Source organism: Burkholderia sp. Bp9143 (assembly GCF_003853645.1).
Taxonomy (GTDB): Bacteria; Pseudomonadota; Gammaproteobacteria; order Burkholderiales; family Burkholderiaceae; genus Burkholderia.
Window position 1 is genome coordinate 87115 of sequence record NZ_QTPO01000006.1, and the last position, 19408, is coordinate 106522.

A 19408-nucleotide genomic window follows, 5' to 3' on the forward strand; every position below is an offset into this window, starting at 1 on the left:
TTTAGAGCATTCACCGGCCCGCTTCGATGCCCCGCACCACCCCCGCCTCCCCTTCGCCGCTCGCGCCCGACGAACCGATCGCGTGCGACCTCTTCTGCACCGTGATCGACAACTTCGGCGACATCGGCGTGTGCTGGCGCCTCGCCCGTCAGCTCGCGCACGAACACGGCTGGCAGGTACGCCTCTTCGTCGACGACCTGCGCACGTTCGCGCGGCTGCTGCCGGGGGTCGATCCCGATGCGGGGCGGCAGACGCTCGACGGCATCGTGGTCGAACACTGGCATGCGGAAGTCGGCGACGCGCTGGAGATCGCCGACGTCGTGATCGAGGCGTTCGCGTGCGAGCTGCCCGGCACGTATCTCGCGGCGATGGCGCGCCGTGCGCGCCGACCGGTGTGGATCAATCTCGAATACCTGAGCGCCGAGGACTGGGTCGCCGATTTCCATTTGCGCCCGTCGCCGCATCCGCGCTACCCGCTGCTGAAGACGTTCTTCTTCCCGGGACTGTCGGCCGGCACGGGCGGCGTGCTGAAGGAACGCGACCTCGACGCGCGCCGCACGGCCTTCGAAACCGACGCGGCGGCGCGCGCCGCATGGTGGCGCCATGCAACCGGCGACACGCCGCCGGCGCCGGGCACGACCGTCGTCAGCCTGTTCGCGTATGAAAATCCGGCCGTCGACGCGCTGCTCGCGCAGTGGCGCGACAGCCCGTCGCCCGTCGTCGCGCTCGTGCCCGCCGGCCGCGTGTCGCCGGCCGTCGCCCGCTTCTTCGGGGTCGAATCGTTCGGCGCCGGCGCGCGCGCAACCAGCGGCAACCTGACCGCCTACGGGCTCGCGTTCGTCCCACAGGCCGACTACGACCCGCTGCTGTGGGTGGCCGACGTCAACTTCGTGCGCGGCGAGGATTCGTTCGTCCGCGCGCAATGGGCACGCAAGCCGTTCGTATGGCACATCTACCCGCAGGCCGACGATGCGCACCTGCCGAAGCTCGACGCCGCGCTCGCGCATCTGTCGGCCGGCCTCGCCGATGCGCCGCGCGCGGCGCTCGAGCGCTTCTGGCACGCATGGAACGGCGCCGGCACGCCCGACTGGGCGGATTTGCTGCAACACCGTGCCGCGCTGGACACCAACGCGACGTGCTGGGCCGACGCGCTGGCGAGCGTCGGCGATCTCGCCGGAAAGCTGGCGGAATACGCAAAATCTCAGTTAAAATAAGCGGTTATCCGACGGCTGACCACGCAAGCGCTCGCGTTTGGGGCTCTTGGCACCCACCGGAACGCCCCCCGCTTGCGCCGTCAGCCGTTGTGCAACGCTCAGGCACCTATTTATTTGATTGGATCAGGACAGTTTTTTATGAAGACCGCACAGGAACTCCGCGTAGGCAACGTCGTGCAGATCGGCAGCGACGCATGGGTCATCGCAAAGACGGAATACAACAAGTCGGGCCGTAACGCCGCCGTCGTCAAGATGAAGATGAAGAACCTGCTCTCGAACGCAGGCCAGGAATCGGTCTACAAGGCTGACGACAAGTTCGACGTCGTCGTGCTCGACCGCAAGGAAGTGACGTACTCGTACTTCGCCGATCCGATGTACGTGTTCATGGACGCCGACTACAACCAGTTCGAAGTCGAAGCGGAAATGATGGGCGAAGCGCTGAACTACCTCGAAGACGGCATGGCTTGCGAAGTCGTGTTCTACAACGAGAAGGCGATCTCGGTCGAACTGCCGACGGTCCTGGTTCGCGAGATCACCTACACGGAACCGGCCGTCAAGGGCGACACGTCGTCGGGCAAGGTGCTGAAGAACGCCAAGCTCGCAACGGGCTTCGAACTGCAAGTGCCGCTGTTCTGCAACACCGGCGACAAGATCGAAATCGATACGCGTACGAACGAATATCGCAGCCGCGCGTAATTGCCTGCAATTTTCGGATCGAACAAAGCGCCCTTCGGGGCGCTTTTTGTTTGCCTGCCGCCAACAGCACCGGTGCGTCGGCACCATGGACAACACAAAATCCAGCACTAAAGGTATTCAATTTGTATCATCGGTAACTGTTTTATAGCGGCAAAGAAATAATGCACGTCAGGCGTTCAGCGGGGCATAAAATCAGTTTTTAATCTGACATGCGGCTGCGGCCGGCTCGATGGCCGACAGCCCGCCTCTCTTGACTCGACTCGCGTCCACCATGCCACACGCCCTGATTGTCGAAGACGATCCCAACAGTCTGTCCGGCCTGACCGCGCTGCTCGCCGCAGACGGCTTCTCGGTCGACACGGCCACGTCGCTCGCCGAGGCACGCACGGCGCTCGGCCGCTCGATTCCCGATGTCGTCCTCGTCGACCTGAACCTGCCGGACGGCAGCGGATTCGACCTGCTCCAGCACCTGCCGCAGCAGCAGCCGAACGGCTCGCTGCCGGTGATCGTGCTGACGGGCAACGCGACGGTCGAGAGCGCGATCGAAGGCCTGCGTCACGGTATCTGGGACTACCTGCTGAAGCCGATCAACATTCCGCGCCTGCGCAGCCTGCTGGCCCGGATTCCGCGCCCCTACGAACTGATCGATGAAGTGCGGACGCTGCGCGCGTCGCTGCGCCACCTCGGCCGTTTCGGCGCGCTGGTCGGCCGCAGCGAGGCGATGCAACACGTGTACGACATGATCGAGCACAACGCGGGCACCGAAACGGCCGTGCTGTTTACCGGCGAGGCCGGTACCGGCAAGAAGCTGGCCGCGCGCACGCTGCACGACCTGAGCCGGCGCCGCAAGGGGCCGTTCGTGTCGTTCGACTGCCGCACGATCGCGCAGGCCGGGCGACACGGCGCGTCGCTCGACAGCGTGCTGTTCGGTCATGAACGCGGCGCGTTCGACGGCGCCGAGCGGCGCGAATCCGGCCTGTTCGAACAGGCCGGCGGCGGCACCCTGTTCCTCGACGAGATCACCGCACTGCCGCTCGTGCTGCAGGAGGCGCTGCTGCATGCGCTCGACTCGCAGAACTTCATGCGGATCGGCGGCACGAGTTCGATCGCGAGCGACTTCCGGCTGATCGCGACCACGCGTCGCCCGGCCCGTGAGGCGGTCGCGAACGGCACGCTGCGCGAGGATCTGTGGTTGCGTCTCGATGCGGCATCGATCACGATGCCGCCGCTGCGCGAGCGCGACGGCGATGCACTCGCCATCGCGGACGCGCTGATCGACGAACTCAACCGCGAAGCGCGCGCCACCGGCCGCAGCACGACCGACAAGCGCGCGGCGCCGGGCTTCGTGCGCGAATGCGTGTCCTACGAATGGCCCGGCAACGTGCGCGAACTGCAGGAGCGCGTGCGCTTCGCCTATGACGCGTCCGGCGATTTCATCGAGACGCTGCGCGCGGGCGAAGCGAGCTTCGCGGCCGGCGCCGCATTGAACGGCAGCAGCGTGCAGATCAAGGTCGGCACCCCGCTGTCCGACGTCGAGGATCTGCTGATCCGTGCGACGCTCGACGCGGTCGGCGGCACGCGCCATCGTGCGGCGACGCTGCTCGGCATCAGCCCCAAGACGCTGTACAACAAGCTGCAGCGGATGAAGGTCAACTGACCGGGCCGCCTTTGTTCGGGGCGCCGGCTGAAGCTGACGGTTAGTTGCGTAAATGCGTATCGCCCCGCACTTCACGCCCCAATGAGAAAAGCCGCGCAAACGCGCGGCTTTCTTGTTTTCGGCAACGGAAGAGCGGCATCGCGCCGCCCTTCGTCCGCTTACGCCAGTGCGCTACTCAACAGCGCCTGCGCCTGCAGATACTCGGGTTGCACGATGAGCTTGTCCCACTTGAGCGGCTTGCCGCGCGCCCGCATCCGCTTGATGCGCCGCACCGACTCGACCGATGCCTGCGCCTTCAGCCCGTTCAGCACGACCTCGGCCGCGTCCGGCTGGTTGCAGACGAGCACCATGTCGCAGCCGGCTGCGAGCGCCGCATCGGCCGCCTGCGTGAGCGTGCCACCTTCGCGTGCCGCCTCCATCGACAGGTCGTCGCTGAAGATCGCGCCCGTGAAGCCCAACTGCCCGCGCAGGATGTCCTGCAGCCACACGCGCGAGAAGCCGGCCGGCCGCTTGTCGACCTGCGTGTAGATCACGTGCGCGGGAATCACCGCGGACAGCGACAGGCCGAGCCAGTCGTACGGTGCGACGTCCTGCTTGAGGATCGCGTCGAGCGGCCGGTCGTCGGTCGGCAGCGCGACGTGCGAATCGGCTTCCGCGAAGCCGTGCCCCGGGAAATGCTTGCCGCAGTTCGCCATGCCCGCGAGCGACAGCCCGTGGTTCAAGCTCTTCGCGAGCAGCGTGACGACGCGCGGGTCGCGATGGAACGCGCGATCGCCGATCACCTTCGAGTGCCCGTAGTCGAGATCGAGCACCGGCGTGAAGCTCATGTCGATCCCGCATGCGCGCAGCTCGGCCGCCAGGACGTAGCCGACCGCGGTCGCGACCTTCGTCGCGAGCAGCACGTCGCGGTCCCACAGTTCGCCGATGCGGCGCATCGCCGGCAACACCGTGAAGCCGTCGGTGCGGAACCGCTGCACGCGGCCGCCTTCGTGATCGACGGCGATCAGGATGTCCTCGCGCACCGCGCGGATCGAGTCGGTCAGCACGGTCAGCTGTGCGCGGTTCTGAAAATGCCGCGCGAACAGGATCACGCCGCCGGTGTTCGGATGCGCAAGGCGCCGCGCATCGTCGCGCGACAGGGCCGTGCCGACGACGTCGAGCATGACCGGGCCGGGAGTCGTTTTCATCAGAATTGGGAGTTCCGTCAGGGAGTAGTTCGGGAGACAGGAGCGGATGCAGGCGGAAGTGCGGCTTCGGTCTCGGCGACCACGAACGACACTGCGTAGTCACGTTCGTCGCTGACCGTCACGCGCGCCGTGACGCCGCGTTCGGCAAGCCAGTCGGCCAGCTCGCCCGACGCGACGACGTACGGTTCGCCGCTGCGCTGATTGAGGGTCTGCAGCGCGCGCCACGTCATCGGCCAATGCATGCCGAGTCCGATCGCCTTCGAGAACGCTTCCTTCGCGGAAAAGCGCGTCGCGAGAAACGCGATGCCGCGTGCCTCGGAGCGCGCGCGGCGCGCGTGGAACACGCGCAGTTCGTCGGGGCCCAGCACCTTCTCGGCAAACCGGCCGCCCGTGCGCTCGAGCACGGCCGCGATGCGGCTCACCTGGACGATGTCGGTACCGATGCCGTAGATCGCCATGTCAGCGCCCGCCATGATGCACGGACGATGCCGGTCGGCGAGCGAAGCGCGCGCGCACGGAATGCATCGTCAGCGCGCGCCGCCGTGCAGCGCGGCGACCCGCGCGGCGACCATGATCGCCTTCATCTCACGCACCGCGTTGTCCCAGCCCGCGAAGATCGCGTGCGCGACGATCGCGTGGCCGATGTTCAGCTCGACGATGCCGTCGATCGCGGCGATCTGCTGCACGTTCGTGTAATGCAGGCCGTGACCGGCGTTGACCTTCAGGCCCAGTTGCGCGCCGGCCTGCACGCCCGCAACGATGCGTTCGTATTCGCGCTGCTGCTCGGCCTCGTCGTGCGCATCGGCATAGCGGCCGGTATGCAGCTCGACCACCGGCGCGCCGGCTTCGTGCGCGGCGCGAATCTGCGTCTCGTCCGGATCGATGAACAGCGACACGCGCACGCCGGCGTCGGCGAGTTGCTTGCATGCCGCACGCACGGCCTCGAAGCGCCCGGCGACATCGAGACCGCCTTCGGTCGTCAGCTCCTCGCGTTTCTCCGGCACGAGGCACGCGTCGTGCGGACGCACTTCACATGCGATGTCGAGCATCTCGGCCGTCACCGCGCATTCGAGGTTCATCCGCGTCTTCAGCAGCGGGCGCAGCTTGCGCACGTCGGCGTCAACGATGTGGCGGCGGTCCTCGCGCAGGTGCAGCGTGATCGCGTCCGCACCGGCCTCTTCGGCCGCGAGCGCCGCACGGATCGGATCGGGATAGGTCGTGCCGCGCGCGTTGCGCAGCGTCGCGACGTGGTCGATGTTCACGCCGAGGTCGATAGCGGTGGGCGTTGTCAGGAAGAAACTCATAAGTTTTGCAGGTCGATCAGGATCTGACGCGTGGCAAGCGGCGTACCGCCGAGATAGGTGTTCAGCAGGAAGCGCATCAGCGTCTTGCTTTGCGCGACCGTCTGGGCTCGATGGTAATCGTCCTGCTCCATGTCGAGCAACGTCTGTCCGGTAATCACCGGCCAGTGTGACGGCACGTCGTCGTCCGCATTGCGCACGCCGCGCTCGGGATCGAATACGTAGCGGCGATCAGGTTCGACCGCTCGGCGCGCGACCGTGCGGTTCAGCGCCATCGCATAACCGGTCTCGCGCAGCAGCACGCGCTCGAACGAGCGCAGCACCTGCACCGCGGGTTCGCCGTGCGCGAGGCGCGTGAGGGTCAGCACGTAATGATTGAAGAGCGGCGGCTGCGGATCCTCGCGCGCGCAGAATTTCACGAGCAGCTCGTTCACGTAGAAGCCGCACAGCAGCCCGTCACCGCCGAGCGGCAGCATCCCGCCGACCCACTCGGCGCCCGTCAGCGTGCGCACTTCGGATTTGCCCGACCAGGACAGCAGCAGCGGCTGGAACGTCTGCAGCACGCCGCGCAACGCGGAATGCGGGCGCTTCGCGCCCTTCGCGACGAGCGCGAGCCGGCCGTGATCGCGCGTGAGCACGTCGATGATCAGGCTCGTTTCCCGGTACGGATAGCTGTGCAGCACGAACGCCGGCTGCTCGGTGACGCGAAAATCGGACGTGCGAGACGTCGCGCGCCGCGCCTTGCGACGCGGCGGTTCGGGCGGTGCCGGCAACGGCGCGTCGTTCGCGCCGGCGGTCACCGCGTCTTCGGTCGACGTCAGCGCGTCATTCGTACCCATAGGCGCGCAGCCCCGCCTCGTTGTCGGCCCAGCCGCTCTTCACCTTCACGAAGGTCTCGAGGTACACGGGGCCGTCGAACAGCTTCTCCATGTCCATCCGCGCCTCGGTGCTGATCTGCTTGAGTTTCTCGCCCTTCTTGCCGATCACCATCGCCTTGTGCGAATCGCGTTCGACGAGGATCGTCGCGAAGATGCGCTTCAGGCGCCCTTCCTCCTCGAACTTGTCGATCAGGACGGTGCTCGTGTACGGCAGTTCGTCGCCGGTCCAGCGGAACACCTTCTCGCGCAGGATTTCGGCCGCGAGGAAGCGCGAGCTGCGGTCGGTCAGTTCGTCCTCGCCGTAGATCGGCTCGCCTTCCGGCAGGTACGGCTTGATCGTGTCCAGCAGGCGCTTGATGTCTTCCGGCCGCTGCGCGGACAGCGGCACGAGTTCGGTGAATTCGCGCAGCCCGCTCATCTGCTGCATGAACGGGAACAGGGTCGCCTTGTCGGTCACGCGGTCGATCTTGTTCGCGATCAGCAGCGTCGGCATCCCGGGCGGGATCAGGTCGAGCACCTTCTGGTCGTCGGGCCCGAAGCGGCCGGCCTCGATCACGAACAGGATCACGTCGACCGACGTGAGTGTCGACGTGACCGCGCGGTTCAGCGAGCGGTTCAGCGCGGTGCTGTGACGGGTCTGGAAGCCCGGCGTGTCGACGAACACGAATTGCGCGTCGTCGAACGTGTTGATGCCGGTGATGCGATGGCGGGTCGTCTGCGCCTTGCGCGACGTGATGCTGATCTTCTGGCCGACGAGTGCGTTCATCAACGTCGACTTGCCGACGTTCGGGCGGCCCACGATCGCGATCATGCCGCAACGGAAACCGGTAGGAGCGGGAGTGTTCATATCGTTTGGGAGACAGGTTCGGAAACGGCCGCGCGGCGCGCGGCACGATCGATGGGCAATTCAGTGGTCGGCATCGGCCGCGCGCGCCTGCGCGGCAGCGAGGCTTGCGCCGCCCGGCGGCGTCTCGGGGCCGGGCGCCGCGGCGTCGCGGGCGCGCGGCGTCGCACGCGAAGCGGCGTCGGAACCGGCAGCAGGCTTGTCGGCGGACGTCACGGCCGGATCGGCCGTCTGACCCACCGGCTTGTCAGCTGCACGGGGTGCGCCTTCCGCGGACTTGTCCGCCACGCGAGAGCCGGCTTCGTTGCGATCCGATGGTTTTTCGGACGGCTTCTCGGCAGGTTTGTCGGCCGTCGGCTTCGCGGGGCGGTCGGCCTTGTCCGCGACTGTTTCGACATGCGCCGCGCGAATCGCGGCCATCGGCGCCTGCGCCGGCCGGTCGCTCGGCTGTGCGCCGGCGTCGGTCCCTGCAGACGCGACAGCAGCAGCCGCCTTCGCGTCGCGCGCCGCAGCACGTTCCTTCCGTTCCGGAGAACGCAGGTCGAGCGCTTCCTGCACGCCCTTCACGCCCGGCACGATTTCGGGCTCGACATGCTTCGACCCGCGCGCGTTCTTCGAACGCTTCGGCTTCGCGGCCAGCATCGGCGCGGCCGCCAGCACCTCGTCGAGCGCCTTCTTCGCGGCGGCCTGCTCGGCCGCCCGCCGGCTCGCGCCGGAGCCCGACACCTTCACGTCGAGCTTCGGCACCGTGCATTCGACCTCGAACTGCTGATTGTGCGCCGCACCATGAGTCGCGACGACCGTGTAGGTCGGCAGAGCGATCTTGTGCCCCTGCAGGTACTCCTGCAGCAGCGTTTTCGCATCCTTGCCGAGCGTGCGCGGATCGATGTGGTCGAGAATCGGGATATAGAGGCGCTTGATGACCCCTTGGGCGGCTTCGAAGCCGCCATCGAGGAACACCGCCCCGATGATGGCTTCGAACGCGTCCGCGAGGATCGACGGGCGGCGGAAGCCGCCGCTGCGCAACTCGCCCTCGCCCAGCCGCAGCCCTTCCGAGATATTCAGGGCCTGAGCGATTTCATACAGCGACTGCTGCTTGACGAGGTTGGCGCGCACGCGCGACAGGTCGCCTTCGTCCAGCTTGCTGAAACGCTGGAACAAAAGGGCGGCCACCGCGCAATTCAGAACGGAATCGCCGAGAAACTCGAGCCGTTCGTTATGCGTGGCACTGTGACTGCGATGGGTCAAAGCCTGGCGCAACAATTCCGCATTGCGAAATTCGTAGCGCAGCCGGCTTTCCAACTGGGATAGGGGCATGTGCAGGAGTATAACGCGGGCGCCGGCCGGGCCGAAACGGCACGGCCGGACGCGAAAAGGCGTGACGAGGCGGTATTGCCGCCGGTTCTTAAAGTAGTTCGGCACTACGCGACGCGGCCCGTGCGTCGCATAGTGCGTGCGAGTCGAACGCGATCAGTTGAAGGAACCGATGCGCTTCAGGTCGCCGAAGTTCATCCAGATGAAGAACGCGCGGCCGACGATGTTGTTGTCCGGTACGAAACCCCAGTAGCGGCTGTCCGCGCTGTTGTCGCGGTTGTCGCCCATCATGAAGTAGTGACCCGGCGGCACCTTGCAGATCACGCCGCGGCTGTTGTACGTGCAGTTGTCGCGATACGGATAGTCGTAGGCACCCATCACGAACGGCGGTACGGCGGGATTGTTGAGGATCGCATTCTTCTTCGTGCCGATCGTTTCCTCGAACTGCTTCGCGTAGTTCTGGCGCTCGTCGTCGAAGAAATCCGGCAGCGGCGCTTCGGGCACCGGCTGGCCGTTGATCGTCAGCTGCTTGTCCTGGTAAGCGACCGTGTCGCCCGGCAGGCCGATCACGCGCTTGATGTAGTCGACCGACTCGTCCTTCGGATAACGGAACACGACGACGTCGCCGCGCGACAGCGGGCTGCCCTGCGTGATCTTCGTGTTCGTGATCGGCATGCGCAGGCCGTATTCGAACTTGTTGACGAGGATGAAGTCGCCGACCAGCAGCGTCGGCACCATCGAGCCCGACGGAATCTTGAACGGCTCGACGACGAACGAACGCACGACGAACACGGCCAGGATCACCGGGAAGAAGCTTGCGGTGTACTCGAGCCACCACGGCTGACGCAGCTTTTCGTCGCGCAGCTGCGAACGCGTCTGCCCTGCGTTTTCGTCCGCGAAACGCTTGTCGATACGCGACTGCTGGCGATCGAACTCCTCGATCGCCGCGTCGGCCGCCTTACGACGCCGCGGCAGGAACACCAGTTTGTCCAGCACCCACGCTACGCCCGTCACGACGACGAGCACAAAAAGAATCAGCGCAAAATTCATAAAAGGATCAGTCCTGTTATTTGTCTTCGACGCGCAAGATCGCGAGGAACGCTTCCTGCGGAATCTCGACCGAACCCACCTGCTTCATGCGTTTCTTACCTTCTTTCTGCTTCTCGAGCAGTTTCTTCTTTCGCGTGATGTCGCCGCCGTAGCACTTCGCGAGCACGTTCTTGCGGAGTGCCTTGATGTTCTCGCGCGCGACGATGTGCGCGCCGATCGCGGCCTGGATCGCCACGTCGTACATCTGGCGCGGAATGATCTCGCGCATCTTCGCGGCAACCTCGCGACCGCGGTATTGCGACTGCGACCGGTGCACGATGATCGACAGTGCGTCGACCTTGTCGCCGTTGATCAGCATGTCGACCTTCACGACGTCCGACGAACGGTATTCCTTGAACTCGTAGTCCATCGACGCATAGCCGCGCGACACCGACTTCAGGCGATCGAAGAAGTCGAGCACGATCTCGGCCATCGGGATTTCGTACGTGAGTTGCACCTGACGGCCGTGATACTGCATGTTGATCTGCGAGCCGCGCTTTTGCTCGCACAGCGTGATCACGGAACCGACGTAGTCCTGCGGCATGTACAGGTTCACGGTGACGATCGGCTCGCGCACTTCGGCGATGCGGCCCGGCTCCGGCATCTTCGCCGGGTTCTCGACCATGATCGTCGAGCCGTCGCTCTGCACGACCTCGTAGACGACCGTCGGTGCGGTCGTGATGAGGTCCATGTCGAACTCGCGCTCGAGCCGCTCCTGCACGATTTCCATGTGCAGCAACCCGAGGAAGCCGCAGCGGAAACCGAAGCCGAGTGCTTGCGACACTTCCGGCTCGTACTGCAGCGACGCATCGTTGAGCTTCAGCTTCTCCAGCGATTCGCGCAGCGCGTCGTACTGGTTCGCCTCGACCGGATACAACCCCGCGAACACCTGCGGCTTCACTTCCTTGAAGCCCGGCAGCGGCTCGGCGGCGGCCTTGGTCACGTGCGTGACGGTATCGCCGACCTTCGCGGCCGTCAGTTCCTTGATGCCGGCGATGATGAAGCCGACCTGCCCTGCCGACAGCGATTCGAGATTGCGCGACTTCGGCGTGAACACGCCGACGTGCTCGACCGGATACTGCGCGCCGGTCGCCATCATCTTGATCTTGTCCTTCGGACGCAGCGTGCCGTTGACGATCCGCACGAGCATCACGACGCCGACGTAGTTGTCGAACCACGAGTCGATGATCAGCGCCTGCAGCGGCGCGGCCGGATCGCCCTTCGGCGGCGGTACCTTCGCGATCAGCGCTTCGAGCACGTCCTCGACGCCGAGACCCGTCTTCGCGCTGCAGCGCGTCGCGTCGGTCGCGTCGATGCCGATCACGTCCTCGATCTCCTCGATCGCGTTCTCGGGGTTCGCGGCCGGCAGGTCGATCTTGTTCAGCACCGGCACGACCTCGACGCCGAGCTCGATTGCCGTATAGCAGTTCGCGACCGTCTGCGCCTCGACGCCCTGGCTCGCGTCGACCACGAGCAGCGCGCCTTCGCACGCGGACAGCGAACGGCTGACTTCGTACGAGAAGTCGACGTGCCCCGGCGTATCGATCAGGTTGAGGTTGTAGACCTTGCCGTCGCGGGCGCGATAGGAAAGTGCCGCCGTCTGCGCCTTGATCGTGATGCCGCGCTCGCGCTCGATATCCATCGAGTCGAGCACCTGCGCTTCCATTTCACGGTCGGCGAGACCGCCGCATACCTGGATGATGCGATCCGCGAGCGTCGACTTGCCATGGTCGATGTGCGCGATGATCGAGAAATTGCGAATATGATCCATTCAGTGCCGATCAAGCGAAAAAGGCGCGCTCGACGACTGCGGAGCACGCCTTGTAAGTCGGTGAAAAAACGGCTTATTTTAGCCGAAAAGCCCTTTGCCGGGCGGTAATTTGGGACGCCCTGTCAGGAACGCCCGGCCAGGGGCGCCCCGCCGGAGGCCTGGCTGAGGGGGCCCGCCGCCGAAAGCCCTGCGCGAGGCGTGGCCGGCCGGCAACGGCGCCGGGTTCAGCGTCGGGCCGCGAGCGCGCCGCGCACCCTCTCCTCATCGAACCGGTGGCGGCACACTTCCGTGCCGTCCAGCAACAGCACCGGCACGTCTTCGTCGTAACGCGCAACGAGTGCCGGATCGGCGTCGATGTCGACGTAGTCGACCGCGACGCCGAACTCGGCCGCCACCGGCGCCAGCGCATCGCGCATGTCGTCGCACAGATGGCACCAGCCGCGGCCGTAGAGCGTGAACATCGGCGCGTTACTTCTGACCCGGGCGCGGGCGCACCGGCACGAACTGCGTGTTGTCGCCGCGCCGCACGAGCACCGCGACCGTCTTCTGCGGATCGAGCTGCGCGGTCACGTCCGCGAACTGCTTCGCGCTCGTGATGTCGGTGTCGCCGACGCGCAGCACGATGTCGCCGCGCTGCAGGCCCGCACGGGCCGCCGGGCCGTCGACGCCGTCGATCTGCACGCCGTTCTTCAGCTTCAGCGACTTCATCTGATCCGCCGAAAGGTCACTGACCGTCAAGCCGAGCGAATTGGCCTGGCGCGGCTTCTGCGGCGCATTCTTGCGCTGCTCGGCCTTCGCCGTGGTCTCCGTCGGCGTCTCGGCGATCGTGATCGGCAGATCACGCGCCTGCCCCTTGCGCCACACGCTGACGGTCGCCTTGGTGCCCGGCTTCGTGTCGCCGACCATGCGCGGCAGATCCGACGCCGCATCGACCGGCCGGCCGTTGAACTTCAGGATGATGTCGCCCGGCTGGATGCCCGCCTTGTCGGCCGGACCGCCCGGCTCGACGCTGCTGACGAGCGCGCCTTCCGCCTTCGGCAGCCCGATCGAGTCGGCCACGTCCTTCGTCACTTCGCCGATCGCCACCGCGATACGACCGCGTGTGACCTTGCCGGTCGCCTTCAGCTGGTCGGCCACACGCATCGCCTCGTCGATCGGGATCGCGAACGAAATCCCCATGAAACCGCCGGTGCGGCTGTAGATCTGCGAGTTGATGCCGATCACCTCGCCCTGCATGTTGATCAGCGGGCCGCCCGAGTTGCCGGGATTCACGGCGACGTCGGTCTGGATGAACGGCAGGTAATCGCCCGTGTTGCGGCTCTTCGAGCTCACGATGCCGGCGGTCACGGTGTTGTCGAGGCCGAACGGCGAGCCGATCGCGACGACCCACTCGCCGACGCGCACCTTGTTCGAATCACCGATCGCGACGACCGGCAGGTTCGACGCCTGGATCTTGACCACCGCGACGTCCGTGCGGTCGTCGACGCCGATCAGCTTCGCCTTGAATTCGCGCTTGTCGGTCAGCGTCACATAGATGGTGTCCGCGTCGTCGACGACGTGCGCGTTGGTCATCACGTAGCCGTCTGCCGACACGATGAAGCCCGAACCGACGCCGCGGTTCTGCTCGGTGTCGGGCGGATTGTCCGGTGCCGGCGCGCCCTTCGGGTTGCCACTGCCGTTGCCGCCACCATTGCCGGGCGCCTGCGGCAGCGGAATGCCGAAGAAGCGCCGGAAGAATTCCGACATGTCGCCGTTGTCGAAGCCCGGCGGGAGCACACCGCGCGGGCCGGCCATCGGCACGTTCGCGGTGGTCCGGATGTTCACGACGGCCGGCCCGACCTTTTCGACCAGATCGGCGAAATCGGGAAGGCTGGCAGCGGGCGCCGTGGCCGCGGCCGCGGTATGCGGGGCGAGCGGCAGGCAGGCAAACAGCACCGCCGCCGCGAGCACTTTGCGCAGCGTGAGTTTGGTCATGTCGGAAGCCGTAGCGTTACTTGGAAGCCTTATATTCTATGGCAGACGCGAACTGCTGCAACGTGGCCGGCGGCACTTCGCCGAGCACGGTGATCCAGTAGTCGCCGCGACGCTTCACGAGAACGTGGGTCGCGCCGGTGCTGCCCGCGCCTTCCTTGCGCGTGTTCTTTTCGGCCGGCTCGATGAAGACGGAGATTGTCGCGAGGCCGTCGGTGAAGACGGCCTGATCGACCGGAATCGGCGGATCGCCGGCGTCGCGCGCGGCCATCGGCCGGCGCACCTCGCGAATCTTCCGGAAGCCGGCGATGGTCGGCGCGATCTGCCAGCCCTGCGCTTCCATGTCGACCGTCGCGACCGGCGGGCGGACCACCGTCCAGCCGCTCAGGTTGCGCATGCCGGCCGCGATCGCGGATTTGTCACCGGTCGTGCCACCCGTCTGCAGTTGCGAAAACGCGACCTGCTCGAGCACGTGATCGTTCGCATCGAGCGTCTGCGAACGCAGCAGCAGCCCGGTGCGGGCGTCGGCCCACAGCTTGTACGTGAAGCGGTACGCATCCTTCGGCACGAGCTCGACCACCTGCGCATCGACCCCGGCCACACGATCCTTGCCGAGCAGCTTCGCGTCATAAACGGACATCACGTGCTCGCCACCCGCACCGAGCAGCGCGGGGAACGAATCGCGCGTCTGGCGGCGCTCGACCACGCACAGCTTGCGCTCGGGCACGAACGTGTACAGCTCGTCGTTATGCCGCAGCACCTTGCGCGGCTTGCCGTCGAGCGACTCGATTCGCTCGAACTCGCCGTCGCGGGACGCCACGTGCGCGATGCGCGACGACTGGACATACCCGCCTCGCTGGTAGACGAACGTCCCCTCGTAGCTCTGCTGCTGGGCCGCCTGCTGGATGCGATCGAGCCAATCCGCCGCTCCCTTGCGGGTCGCGACGGGATCATCCGGTTGCTGGGCGCTGGCTGGGAGGGATTGAACGGACAACAGGGCGGCTGCGCAAAGCAGGAGTGCCGGCAGCCGCTTCCATCCGGAGATGGCGTGATTCAACTGCAATGTCCGCATCGGGTTTATTGGCCTGGCGTGGTGGTCACGGCAGCGCGGATCAGCGGCATCGAGCCCGTGACGACGGGCTGCTGCGCGAATTGCTGGTGCGCTTCAAGGTATTGGTCGAGACTTGCGTCGCGGATGATGTTGACGTCCTGCAGGCCCGGCTGCGCCGATGCCTGTGCAACCGTCACGCGCTGCAGGTTGCCGCTTTGCGGCGCGCCTGCCGATGCGACCTGGACGGCGCCCGGCGCACCGGCCGTCTGCATCTGCGGGACAACGATCCACGTCAGCGTGGCTGCGGCGGCGGCCACCGCGAACGCCGGCACGACACGCCGGCGCAGCGACAGCAGCTTGCGTGCGACCGGCGCGGCGGCCGGCGCGAGCAGGTGCGGCTCGCTTTCGAGCGCGGCCGACATGCGCGCGGTGAACGCGACGCTCAGCGCGGGCGACAGCGCGAGCTCGTCCGAGCGCAGCGCATCGCCGATCAGGTGGTATTGGGCCCACGCAGCGCGATCCGCGCGGTCGAGCTCAGCCAGAAACTGCCCGTGATCCGGGCCGTCGAACAGTTCACCGTCGACCAGAGCGGAAAGGCGCTCGCCGCGCGAGCACGCTTGCGACTGCGTATTGACCGACCCCATGATGCTCCCCATCTTGCACACACCCCGTCGTGATTTCACGACTCTATCCGTAACTAGACCCCGACCCGCGTCGTTACGCCCGTCGCGCTTACCAGCGCTTGCCTTCGGGTGTATCGAGCAGCGGACGCAATTTCGCAGCGATTGCCTCGCGCGCCCGGAAGATCCGCGACCGGACCGTCCCGATCGGACAATCCATCATTTCCGCGATCTCTTCGTAGCTCAAGCCCTCGATCTCGCGCAGCGTAATCGCCTGGCGCAGTTCTTCGGGCAGGACGGCCATTGCAGCGTTGACCGTCTCGGCAATCTGCTTGCTCATCAACATCGACTCAGGCGTGTTGATATCCCTTAGTTGGTCTGCGTCGGAGAAAGTTTCCGCTTCCTCGGCATCAGCCTCGGTGGAGGTCGGTGCCCGGCGACCCTGCGTCGCAAGGTAGTTCTTCGCCGTATTGACGGCAATCCGGTACAACCACGTGTAGAACGCCGACTCGCCGCGAAATTGCGGCAGCGCACGATACGCCTTGATGAACGCGTCCTGGGCCACATCCTCGACCTCGGCGGGATCCCGCACGAGGCGCGAGATCAGCCGAATGATCTTGCGGTGGTATTTGGAGACCAGGAGTTCGAACGCTGCCTTGTCGCCTTTCTGTACGCGCTCGACCAGAGCCTGATCGATTTCTTTTTCACTCACCTGACAAATCCGTTAACTAGGGATGCAACGCGGAGCGTTATTGTAGCGTTCCGGCGCCGGCCGCTGGTTACGGTCGGTAACCGCGCCGCCGTCATGCCGGCCCCGCCTTGCCCGCGGTTCGCGCCAGCACGGACAGCGCGCTGAACGACGCGGCGTCGAGCGCATCGGCCGGAATCAGCAGCGGCCGCGCGCGCCGGGCGCCCTGCCCGACCGACAGCACGAGCAGCAGGCTGCTCCAGTGTGCATGGCCGGTCACGCGGCCCCGGGCCAGCAAGCGCCCGGTGCGGCCAAACGCCGCAATCTCCCCGAATGCATCGATCCGCAACTCGGCCGGCAGCCGGCGGGCACAGGCCCGCGCGGCGCACACGGCAAGCAGCGCGGCCGTCGCCGCGGACACGCACGCGCCAGCGGCGGCACCGGCCCGCGGCGCCCAGAACAGGTACGCGGACGCGGACGCCGCCGCGACGAATGCGGCCAGCACGACATACGACACGGCCGAGGCCCGCAACGCAAAGCGCTGCGGACGCCCGGCCGGAGCATCGAATGGACTCGTCAAGCGATTTCAGCGTCAGACGCGCTTGAACACCAGCGTGCCGTTGGTACCGCCGAAGCCGAAGTTGTTCTTCACGGCCACGTCGATCTTCATGTCACGCGCGGTATTCGCGCAGTAATCGAGATCGCACTCGGGGTCCTGATTGAAGATGTTGATGGTCGGCGGCGACACGTTGTTGTGCAGCGCCAGCACCGTGAACACCGACTCGAGGCCACCCGCGCCACCCAGCAGGTGACCCGTCATCGACTTCGTCGAGTTCACGACGAGCTTGTACGCGTGCTCGCCGAAAGCCGCCTTCACCGCGTCGGACTCGTTCTTGTCGCCGAGCGGCGTCGACGTTCCGTGCGCGTTCAGGTACTGGACCTCGTCCGCGTTCACGCCGGCGTCGCGCAGTGCCGCAACCATGCAGCGGCGCGGACCGTCCATGTTCGGCGCGGTCATGTGGTACGCATCGCCCGTCATGCCGAAGCCCGAGACTTCCGCATAGATCTTCGCGCCGCGTGCCTTCGCCGCCTCGTATTCCTCGAGCACCATCACGCCTGCGCCCTCGCCCAGCACGAAGCCGTCGCGGTCCTTGTCCCACGGACGGGACGCGGTGGCCGGATCGTCGTTGCGGGTCGACAGCGCGCGCGCGGCCGCGAAACCGCCGATGCCCAGCGGCGACACCGTCGATTCGGCGCCGCCCGCGACCATCACGTCGGCATCGCCGGCCTGGATCAGGCGCGCCGCGAGGCCGATGCTGTGCAGACCGGTCGTGCAGGCTGTCACGGCCGCGAGGTTCGGGCCCTTCAGGCCGAACATGATGCTCAGGTGACCCGAGATCATGTTGATGATCGAACCCGGCACGAAGAACGGCGAAATCCGGCGTGCGCCGCGATCGACGTAGGTCTGGTGCGTGTCTTCGATCATCGGCAGGCCGCCGATGCCGGAGCCGACCAGCACGCCGATGCGTTCCGCATTGGCTTCGTTCACTTCGAGGCCGCTGTCCCGGATAGCCTGGACGCCGGCTGCGATGCCGTAATGGATGAACGTATCCATGTTGCGGGCTTCCTTCGCCGGGATGTATTCCTCGGCGCTGAAACCCTTCACCTCGCCCGCGAAATGCACGGCGAGGTTCGACGGATCGAACTTCGTGACGGTGACGATGCCGGACTTGCCGGCGACGAGATTGGCCCAGCCGTCGGCAACATTATTGCCAACAGGCGAAATCAGCCCCAGGCCTGTAACGACAACACGACGGCGGCTCACGGTAACCTCTTTTCCATTGGATGACAAAAACAAAAGCCACAGTGGCCACAGGAACCAGCCCTGCGAGCCCTGTGGCTGTTAGTCCGTCCGGCGCGGTTGCCGGCAGGATGGCGCGTCAAACGCGAAGATCGCGGCGACGTGGCAGACAAGCGCGAAAGGCGCTTACGCCTTGACGTTTGCGCGAGCGTAGTCGATCGCTTGCTGAACGGTCGTGATCTTCTCTGCTTCTTCGTCCGGGATTTCCATGCCGAACTCGTCTTCGAGCGCCATCACCAGTTCAACCGTGTCGAGCGAGTCCGCGCCCAGGTCGTTCACGAACGATGCTTCGTTCTTGATCTCGGCTTCTGCGACGCCCAGTTGCTCAGCGACGATCTTCTTGACACGTTGTTCGATGTTATCCATTACCCCTCCGAGGGAAAGTTCAGATTTACAAGTGCGCGCATTTTATCAGGTTTGCTGACGCCAAAACGCGCGTTGGCTTGATGGTCGATCAAGCGCCGATCCGCCTGAAAAACGGGATACGGCGCGGATGGTAAACGAAAACCGTTACGACATGTACATGCCGCCGTTCACGTGCAGCGTCGTGCCGGTGATGTAACCGGCCTGCGGCGATGCGAGGAACGCGACGGCATGGGCGATGTCTGCCGGGCTGCCGAGGCGGCCGAGCGGAATCTGGGTCTTGAGCGCGGCCTGCTGTTCTTCCGGCAGCGTCTTCGTCATGTCGGTGTCGATGAAGCCCGGCGCGACGCAGTTCACCGTGATGCCACGGCTGCCGATTTCGCGTGCGAGCGCACGGGTCATGCCCGCGACGCCGGCCTTCGCGGCCGCGTAGTTGGCCTGGCCCGGGTTGCCGGCCGAGCCGACCACCGACGTGATGTTGATGATGCGGCCGCCGCGGGCCTTCATCATCGGGCGCAGCACCGCCCGCGACAGGCGGAACACCGACTTCAGGTTGGTGTCGATCACCGCGTCCCAGTCCTCGTCCTTCATCCGCATCGCGAGCTGGTCCTGCGTGATCCCCGCGTTATTGACGAGCACGTGGAGCGCGCCGAATTCCTTCACGGTTGCGTCGATCAGCGCTTCGGCCGCCGCCGCGTCGTTGACGTTCAGCACCGCGCCGCGGCCCGTCACGCCCGCTTCCGCGAACCCGGCGGTAATCGCGGCAGCGCCCGATTCGCTCGTCGCCGTGCCGATCACCGTCGCGCCCAGGCGCGCGAGTTCGAGCGCGATCGCCCGGCCGATGCCGCGCGATGCGCCGGTCACGATCGCGACCTGTTTATCGAGAGTCTTTTCCATGAATCG

Annotated in this window: 20 protein-coding genes; 3 read left to right on the top strand and 17 right to left on the bottom strand. The window is 66.0% G+C overall.

Translation table 11 applies throughout. The features are described 5' to 3' along the window. Positions 1-26 precede the first annotated feature (26 nt). From earP to DIE23_RS06115, 3 genes are all read left to right on the top strand, one after another. Complete coding sequence (gene earP, locus DIE23_RS06105) at positions 27-1214, top strand: elongation factor P maturation arginine rhamnosyltransferase EarP (RefSeq protein ID WP_124611288.1); 1188 nt, start codon at positions 27-29, stop codon at positions 1212-1214. 138 nt (positions 1215-1352) lie between these two features. Further along, positions 1353-1910: an elongation factor P gene (gene efp / locus DIE23_RS06110; RefSeq protein ID WP_124611289.1), complete on the top strand. Its 558-nt coding sequence runs from the start codon at positions 1353-1355 to the stop codon at positions 1908-1910. Between the two features lie 271 nt (positions 1911-2181). After that, positions 2182-3567, top strand: a complete 1386-nt coding sequence (locus tag DIE23_RS06115; protein ID WP_124611290.1) for a sigma-54 dependent transcriptional regulator — start codon at positions 2182-2184, stop codon at positions 3565-3567. 158 nt (positions 3568-3725) lie between these two features. Here the strand turns inward: DIE23_RS06115 and nagZ are convergent, their stop codons facing one another. The 17 genes from nagZ to fabG all read right to left on the bottom strand — a co-directional run bounded on the left by nagZ (position 3726) and on the right by fabG (position 19402). Continuing rightward, positions 3726-4754, bottom strand: a complete 1029-nt coding sequence (nagZ, locus tag DIE23_RS06120) for a beta-N-acetylhexosaminidase (protein ID WP_124611291.1) — start codon at positions 4752-4754, stop codon at positions 3726-3728. A gap of 17 nt (positions 4755-4771) precedes the next feature. Then, on the bottom strand, positions 4772-5212 hold the full coding sequence (gene acpS / locus DIE23_RS06125; RefSeq protein WP_124611384.1) for a holo-ACP synthase: 441 nt from the start codon (positions 5210-5212) through the stop codon (positions 4772-4774). A 69-nt stretch (positions 5213-5281) separates the two neighbouring features. Further along, on the bottom strand, positions 5282-6058 hold the full coding sequence (gene pdxJ, locus DIE23_RS06130) for a pyridoxine 5'-phosphate synthase (protein ID WP_124611292.1): 777 nt from the start codon (positions 6056-6058) through the stop codon (positions 5282-5284). Further along, a complete protein-coding gene (recO, locus tag DIE23_RS06135) occupies positions 6055-6894 on the bottom strand; it encodes a DNA repair protein RecO (protein WP_124611293.1) in 840 nt (279 codons plus the stop codon). The genes pdxJ and recO overlap by 4 nt, the downstream gene beginning before the upstream one ends. Next, positions 6881-7780: a GTPase Era gene (gene era, locus DIE23_RS06140; RefSeq protein ID WP_089450159.1), complete on the bottom strand. Its 900-nt coding sequence runs from the start codon at positions 7778-7780 to the stop codon at positions 6881-6883. Before era ends, recO begins: the two co-directional genes overlap by 14 nt. A 60-nt stretch (positions 7781-7840) precedes the next feature. Beyond that, complete coding sequence (gene rnc / locus DIE23_RS06145; protein WP_124611294.1) at positions 7841-9094, bottom strand: ribonuclease III; 1254 nt, start codon at positions 9092-9094, stop codon at positions 7841-7843. Positions 9095-9247: 153 nt separating this feature from the next. Further along, positions 9248-10141, bottom strand: a complete 894-nt coding sequence (lepB, locus tag DIE23_RS06150) for a signal peptidase I (RefSeq protein ID WP_124611295.1) — start codon at positions 10139-10141, stop codon at positions 9248-9250. Positions 10142-10157: 16 nt separating this feature from the next. Continuing rightward, positions 10158-11951, bottom strand: a complete 1794-nt coding sequence (gene lepA, locus DIE23_RS06155; protein ID WP_124611296.1) for a translation elongation factor 4 — start codon at positions 11949-11951, stop codon at positions 10158-10160. 224 nt (positions 11952-12175) lie between these two features. Beyond that, complete coding sequence (locus DIE23_RS06160) at positions 12176-12412, bottom strand: glutaredoxin family protein (RefSeq protein ID WP_124611297.1); 237 nt, start codon at positions 12410-12412, stop codon at positions 12176-12178. Between the two features lie 7 nt (positions 12413-12419). Continuing rightward, positions 12420-13925: a DegQ family serine endoprotease gene (locus DIE23_RS06165; RefSeq protein ID WP_124611298.1), complete on the bottom strand. Its 1506-nt coding sequence runs from the start codon at positions 13923-13925 to the stop codon at positions 12420-12422. A gap of 16 nt (positions 13926-13941) precedes the next feature. Next, positions 13942-14994, bottom strand: a complete 1053-nt coding sequence (locus DIE23_RS06170; RefSeq protein ID WP_124611299.1) for a MucB/RseB C-terminal domain-containing protein — start codon at positions 14992-14994, stop codon at positions 13942-13944. A 5-nt stretch (positions 14995-14999) separates the two neighbouring features. Next, positions 15000-15617, bottom strand: coding sequence for a sigma-E factor negative regulatory protein (locus DIE23_RS06175; protein ID WP_124611385.1), 618 nt, complete (start codon positions 15615-15617; stop codon positions 15000-15002). 88 nt (positions 15618-15705) lie between these two features. Further along, positions 15706-16305 (bottom strand): RNA polymerase sigma factor RpoE, encoded by a 600-nt coding sequence (gene rpoE / locus DIE23_RS06180; protein WP_006752490.1) that lies wholly within the window; start codon positions 16303-16305, stop codon positions 15706-15708. A gap of 91 nt (positions 16306-16396) precedes the next feature. Then, positions 16397-16861 (bottom strand): hypothetical protein, encoded by a 465-nt coding sequence (locus DIE23_RS06185; protein ID WP_124611300.1) that lies wholly within the window; start codon positions 16859-16861, stop codon positions 16397-16399. Positions 16862-16873: 12 nt separating this feature from the next. Then, entirely contained in the window at positions 16874-18106 is a 1233-nt protein-coding gene (fabF, locus tag DIE23_RS06190; protein ID WP_124611301.1) for a beta-ketoacyl-ACP synthase II, read from the bottom strand. Between the two features lie 162 nt (positions 18107-18268). Then, positions 18269-18508, bottom strand: coding sequence for an acyl carrier protein (gene acpP, locus DIE23_RS06195; protein ID WP_004197638.1), 240 nt, complete (start codon positions 18506-18508; stop codon positions 18269-18271). Positions 18509-18652: 144 nt separating this feature from the next. Next, positions 18653-19402: a 3-oxoacyl-ACP reductase FabG gene (gene fabG, locus DIE23_RS06200; RefSeq protein ID WP_124611302.1), complete on the bottom strand. Its 750-nt coding sequence runs from the start codon at positions 19400-19402 to the stop codon at positions 18653-18655. Positions 19403-19408: the final 6 nt, after the last annotated feature.